Source organism: Synechococcus sp. WC101 (assembly GCF_047461555.1).
Taxonomy (GTDB): domain Bacteria; phylum Cyanobacteriota; class Cyanobacteriia; order Thermostichales; family Thermostichaceae; genus Thermostichus.
In genome coordinates this window covers 1-5,525 of sequence record NZ_JANSHG010000160.1, presented here as the reverse complement: position 1 = coordinate 5,525, position 5,525 = coordinate 1, and the positions used below count along the sequence as shown (strand labels likewise).

Annotated in this window: 6 protein-coding genes and 1 pseudogene; 4 read left to right on the top strand and 3 right to left on the bottom strand. The window is 61.3% G+C overall.

What is annotated here, in order from left to right:
• Positions 1-78 precede the first annotated feature (78 nt).
• Positions 79-189 (bottom strand): annotated as a pseudogene (locus tag NW809_RS10455) (SulP family inorganic anion transporter); the annotation flags it as partial.
• 380 nt (positions 190-569) lie between these two features.
• Here NW809_RS10455 and NW809_RS10450 point away from each other — a divergent pair.
• The 4 genes from NW809_RS10450 (at position 570) to NW809_RS10435 (ending at position 3,561) form a co-directional block, all read left to right on the top strand.
• Positions 570-1,001, top strand: a complete 432-nt coding sequence (locus NW809_RS10450) for a hypothetical protein (protein WP_011430898.1) — start codon at positions 570-572, stop codon at positions 999-1,001.
• A 54-nt stretch (positions 1,002-1,055) separates the two neighbouring features.
• Positions 1,056-1,916: a DUF2993 domain-containing protein gene (locus tag NW809_RS10445; RefSeq protein WP_228375271.1), complete on the top strand. Its 861-nt coding sequence runs from the start codon at positions 1,056-1,058 to the stop codon at positions 1,914-1,916.
• A 244-nt stretch (positions 1,917-2,160) separates the two neighbouring features.
• Positions 2,161-2,787: a GerMN domain-containing protein gene (locus NW809_RS10440; RefSeq protein WP_099813000.1), complete on the top strand. Its 627-nt coding sequence runs from the start codon at positions 2,161-2,163 to the stop codon at positions 2,785-2,787.
• 6 nt (positions 2,788-2,793) lie between these two features.
• Entirely contained in the window at positions 2,794-3,561 is a 768-nt protein-coding gene (locus NW809_RS10435) for an MlaE family lipid ABC transporter permease subunit (RefSeq protein ID WP_011430901.1), read from the top strand.
• A gap of 42 nt (positions 3,562-3,603) precedes the next feature.
• On the opposite strand, the gene NW809_RS10430 is transcribed toward NW809_RS10435, so the two are convergent.
• Together NW809_RS10430 and NW809_RS10425 are read right to left on the bottom strand one after the other, a co-directional pair.
• On the bottom strand, positions 3,604-4,731 hold the full coding sequence (locus tag NW809_RS10430; RefSeq protein WP_414391071.1) for a peptidylprolyl isomerase: 1,128 nt from the start codon (positions 4,729-4,731) through the stop codon (positions 3,604-3,606).
• A 129-nt stretch (positions 4,732-4,860) separates the two neighbouring features.
• On the bottom strand, positions 4,861-5,310 hold the full coding sequence (locus NW809_RS10425; RefSeq protein WP_414402075.1) for a hypothetical protein: 450 nt from the start codon (positions 5,308-5,310) through the stop codon (positions 4,861-4,863).
• Positions 5,311-5,525: the final 215 nt, after the last annotated feature.

Here is a 5,525-nt window from a genome sequence, read left to right as displayed (position 1 = left end):
GAGGCGCTTTGACAACGCCGTTACGGGTTCTTTTGTGGACTGCGTAAGAATCCCCCGCCTTCAGGCGGTGGGAGTGTTAAATCCAGCTACAATTGCTGTGTAAAGCCCCGCTTTAGGATCAACGCCGCTGGCAATGGCAAAGGCAAGCGCTAGCGGCAAAGCCACCACTGCTGTGGTCAAGCCGCCCATAAGGTCGCCGCGCCAGCGCGCCAAAAGCTTTTTCCACCCTTGGCCTGCGTCATCCGTAGCCACAGTTGGCTGACTCACCACAGCTACTCGAACACTCCTCAGTTGCCGATAAGTCCTTTCAAAGGGTAACACAGTGTTTACAAATGTGTATACGGACTCAATGGCACCGGGGAAGGTGTAGCGTCGCTGAGTGCCTCAGCGGCAGTTGACGGATAAAGCCAGAGTGTGAGCAGCCGATCGTAGGCCCAACGATGGTTTAGAATATTTTTAGAATCTGGTCTGAGGTTGCGGGGATCCTAAAGACGCCCAGCTCGGCGGTTTTATTCCGTCGTTTCTTCTCCCCTTTCCCTTCAGCTCCCTCTGTAACTTAGGAGATTGCTATGGCCGTTCCTAGTGGTCTTTCCAGCCCGCTGCCGGAGCAAGAAACCTCTACGGGACAAGGAAACGGTCTGAACTTGGCTCCTCGGCCTGCCGACCCGATCCTGCCGGCTGCTCTAGGGTCAGGAGAGAGGTCCGGCCCGCCGGTGTTTCCTAGCCCTGTCAAGTTCAGCAAGATCGAGATCGACAACCGCCCGGTGGGAGCTTCCACCCTGAAGGTAGTGGATTACTTTGCCGATGGCCGTCCGGTTGCTGCTGCCACTCTGAAAGTTGTGGATACCTGGGGCGAGGGGCGCCCAACGGTGGCTTCCGGCGTCAAATTTGTCCATGACCCAACCCTCAACCGGCCGGTGATGGCGGACGGCCTGAAAATTGCCAAAACTTTCCTGGGAAATCGCCCTATTGAGGCTAGTCCCCTTAAGGTGTTGCGTTAGCCGGCATCCCTGACGAGGGCCAGGGATCCCCCTGCTAACCTGAGTGGGGGAGACGTGACAGCGGCAAATATGGAGATCCTGGCGGCTTTGGTGGGGTTGCTGGCGGGCTTGGGAGGAGGGGCAGGCTACCTGGCAGATCAGGCGGCTCGGCAGCTTTTGCTCGCTCAGCTCGATGGGGTAGAGGTTTTGGAGGTGCGCATCCAAAGCCGCCCTAACTATCGTTTTTTGAGCGGCCAGGCGGATCGGTTGTTGGTTGCCGGGCGGGGGCTGTACAGGGCTCCGTTTCCGCGCATAGAGCTGCTGGAGCTGGAAACAGATCCGGTGGCCATTGACCCGTCTTTTTTCCGCGGGGCTCCTCTGCGGCTGGAGCGTCCTCTGCAGGCGGCGGTGCGGGTGGTGGTGCGGGAAGAAGACTTGAATGCTGCCCTCAACTCGCCAGAGGTGCTGAGACAGTTTCAGGATATCCGAGCAGATCTGCCCTTTGGCGGGCTTAGGGACGAACCCCGCCGCTTCGATCTGCGCAAACCCCGGGTCGAGTTTTTGGCTCCTGACCGCCTTCGACTTTCTGCCCTCTTGGTGGAGCAGGAAGGCGGCAGCGAGCAAAAAGACTCCGTCCCGCTGACGCGAGCAGTTGATGTAGTGTTCAACGCCGGGATCCAGGTGGAGGAGGGGCGCCGCTTGCAGCTTCAGGATCCGGAGTTTGTCATCGGCTCTGTGCGGGTTCCCGATGAGATCTCGGCAGCGTTTTTGGGCGGCCTTAACGAGGTGTTTGATCTGCAAGAGCTAGAAGATCTGGGGCTCCTGGTGCGGGTGCTCAGCCTGGAGATAGGGTCTGATCAGGTGCAGGTGATCGGCTTTGTGCGGGTCGAGAGCTTGGAGACCCTGATGGGATCCCGGCGAGCCGCCCTTCCCTAGCAGGGATCCCCGCCCATTGGGGCTAAATCTTCTCGTCGATAGGGTCGTCTTCTGCCAGGAGCTTCTCGATGCGGGCCTCGTCCAGGCGGGAGAGCAGCCGCGCCGCCTCTTGGTTGTCGCGAATGGCTGTGGCCAGCGTGAAGCCAGTTCAAGCTGGCTTGCGCCTGTGCCGGTTTGGGGATCCCCGGCAGGGTGGGCCTTTCTTCGCTACCCTAGAGCTAAGCAAGACAGGGGAATGGCAGCGATGGATCACTACGGAGGGCGTACCGCACAGCTTGGCTCTGGCAAATTGGGGGGGCGACGTTCCCGCCCACGGCGCGACCAGGCCCTGCCCCTGGGGATCCTGGGCTTTTTGCTGGGGGTGGGGGTGATGGGGGGAGCCTGGTGGTACAGCATTGGGCCGCGGCAAACCCTTTCTTTGTACTGGCTGACCACGGCTAACAACTCGATCTACTACGTGCAGCAGGAGCGCTCCGTGCGCGCCTTCGACGCCCAAGAGGCCATCCGTGTGGCTTTGGAAGAGCTGATCGCCGGGCCCCGGGATCCCCACCTCACCACCGCCATCCCTCCCCAGACACGGCTGCTGGATGTGCGGGTGGAAGGCAACGATATTTTCCTCAATTTCTCTTCTGAATTCACGCAAGGGGGGGGATCCACGGCGATGATGAGCCGGATCGCGCAGGTGCTCTACACGGCCACCAGCCAGAACCCCGGCGCGCGGGTGTGGATCTCCGTCGAGGGGCGTGCCCTCGAGGTATTGGGGGGGGAAGGGCTGATGATCGACCAACCCTTGACGCGGGCCTCGTTTGTCCCCAGCTTCCAGCTTCCGGCAGAACCTGAGGCGGAGCCGTCAGCCGTATCGGCCTCTTGAGAGATCATGAACTGGTTCCAACGGGTGGGCAGCAGTTTTCTCCTGGCCGGGCAGGTGACCTTGCACCTGCTGCGGGGCCGCATTCACCGTCGCAACACGCTGGAGCAACTGGCAGCGGTGGGGCTGGAGTCGCTGCTGATTGTTTTGATCACAGCGGTGGTGATCAGCGGCGTTTTCACGATTCAGTTGGCGCGCGAGTTCATCAACTTTGGAGCTTCTTCCCTCATCGGCGGGGTTTTGGCCATTGCCCTGGCCCGCGAGCTGACGCCGGTGGTGACGGCGGTGATCCTGGCTGGACGGGTGGGATCCGCCTTTGCCGCCGAGCTGGGCACCATGAAAGTCACGGAGCAGATCGACGCCCTTTACCTGTTGCGCACCGATCCGGTGGACTATCTGGTGATCCCACGGGTAGTGGCCGCGGGGCTGATGCTGCCGGTGCTCACCATCCTCTCCCTGTTGACGGGGTTGGTGGGGGGGATGATCATCTGCGCGTCGGTTTACAACATTCCTTCCACGGTGTTTCTCACCTCGGCTCAGAATCTCCTGGCCCCTTGGGACTTGATCGTCTGTTGTTTGAAGGCGATGGTGTTTGGGTCTCTGATCGCCATTGTCGGCTCCAACTGGGGCCTTTCCACCAGCGGGGGCGCCAAGGGGGTGGGGCGCTCCACCACCGATGCTGTGGTGACGGCGTTGCTGGGGGTGTTTGTTACCAACTTTCTGATCTCTTGGCTGGCGTTTCAGGGCCCGGGAACTGCCCTCAGCCGCGCCTTCTAGCCACTCAAAAGGGCAAAGGTAGGAGATAGTGATGCAAAATCCCTACGCCCCATTCCTGAGATTTTCTTGGCCTGAGATCAGCCGGGCGCTCAGGATCTGATCCCCCAGCTTGATCTTGCGCAGCACCTCGGTGCCCTCGGTAACATAGCCGAACACGGCGTAGCGGCCATCCATGAGGTTGAGGCCGGCGGGAGTGAGATCCGGCTCGGCCATAAAGATAAAGAACTGAGAAGAGGCGCTGTTGGGATCCTCGGGATAGCGGGCCATGGCCACCGTCCCTTCGGCAGCAAAGGGCAGGGCCGGCTCCACATCCCACAGGCCCAGTTGATCGAAGGTTTGGCCGTAGCGGGGCATTACCTCACCCTTGACCCGGATCTCCATGGGGATGGTGCGGACTCTGCCGGTGGCCGGATCCACATAGCCGTCGGCAGGGCCAGGGGGATCTCCAGCTTGCACTAGGAAGAATTTCTCCACTCGGTCAAAGGTCAGGCCATCGTAGAAGCCCCGCTGCACTAGGTCAGCGAAGTTGCCAGCAGTTATTGGAGCACTATAGCCATCCAGGGTGATCACCATGCGCCCGGCGGTGGTGTTCAGCTCCACTTCTGCCCGGCCCAGGAGCTGAGGCTTGTCGGCGTACTCATCAGGTACCTCGTAGGGGAAGGCCCCCACCCAGTTGTTCTCCAGGGATCCCAAGTCGTCTATGAGGCGGTCGTAGGCGGCGCGGGCTTCCTCCTTGCCCTTGGATTTGCGCTCCGTGGCCTGGCTGATGAGCTGCAACTCCTGGCGTAGGGCGGCTATTGCTTCAGAGGCGGCGGCAGCCTGCTCGGGGGGCAACTCCGCCAGCAGGGGATCCGCATAGCGATCCAGGAGCCGCTCCACCTGGCGCACATCCCCCCGCACCGCCGACCAGCGGTTGTACTTCAGGTCGGCCTCGATTTTGGTGATGGCCTCGTCAATTTCCCAGATCCGACTGTCTTGGATGGGCAGCGCCCGCCGCAAGAGGGTTCGCGGATCCGTAATGGCATCCCCTTGCGGCAGCGCCAGGGCCGGGATCCCACCCAGCCAAATCGTCCAAAGCAACACAGCCGCTAAGACCAGCCGGAGTGATCTTCTTCCCCACTCCCACCGATTGCTGCCAACTGCGGATCCCTGCTGGGCACGCTGTGTCATGTCTTCACCCGTTGCCGACACTGCTTTTGCTCTCAGCCTGGCATTCTAGCGTTGCTGGCGGCAAGCGTTGCTGCGAAAGAGGGGGGTGAAGTCGCCTTCAGCAGTCAAGCTGCAAGGTCATGGCTACCTCTATCTGGGAACGACAGCCTCGAAGCGGATGGCCCCGGCACTGCCGGCTTGCCCCACATTGACCACCACCAGGCCGTTGGGGTTGGTGATGCCCCCACAGGCCGGCGGCACCGCTTGCCCCGGCGGGATAAAAGCTCCCGCATCCCCATCAACCGCATCGCTCAGAGCCACTGGAGAGCCACCTGCCGGCGTCACAGACAAGCTGCCCGGCACATAGCCAAGACCGGGGGCGAGGGGATCACACACCGTCAGCCTCGAGCCGGGCGAATCCAGCAGGAAGTAAATCGCAAACTGCAGCCGCGCTCCGGGACGTACCGGCTGGTTGATGGCGCCTTGCAGGAAGGTGGCTGCCCCGCCCGGCCGAGGGATCCCTGGGTTGTCGTTGGGATCCGTGGGCTCGTCGAAGAACTCGCGGATAGGAAGGCCGTTGACGGCGCTGATCCGCTTCACCAGTCGGATCCCTTCTTCTCGGGGTGCTGGTGTTGGGGTTGGCATTGGTGTCGGCGTTGGCGTGGGTGTCGGCGTGGGTGTCGGTGTCGGCGTTGGCGTTGAGGTTGGCGTTGGCGTCGGTGTCGGGGTTGATGCTGGAGTACAGCCTTTTAATTTAAAATAGGGTACAGGTATTCAAGAGGAAGGAGAGAAAGGAATGCCGACTCATTCTTTGG

Coding starts and splice junctions, on each gene's coding strand:
- NW809_RS10450 (WP_011430898.1), top strand. CDS start 570: ATGGCCGTTCCTAGTGGTCTTTCCAGCCCGCTGCCGGAGCAAGAAACC.
- NW809_RS10440 (WP_099813000.1), top strand. CDS start 2,161: ATGGATCACTACGGAGGGCGTACCGCACAGCTTGGCTCTGGCAAATTG.
- NW809_RS10435 (WP_011430901.1), top strand. CDS start 2,794: ATGAACTGGTTCCAACGGGTGGGCAGCAGTTTTCTCCTGGCCGGGCAG.
- NW809_RS10430 (WP_414391071.1), bottom strand. CDS start 4,731: ATGACACAGCGTGCCCAGCAGGGATCCGCAGTTGGCAGCAATCGGTGG.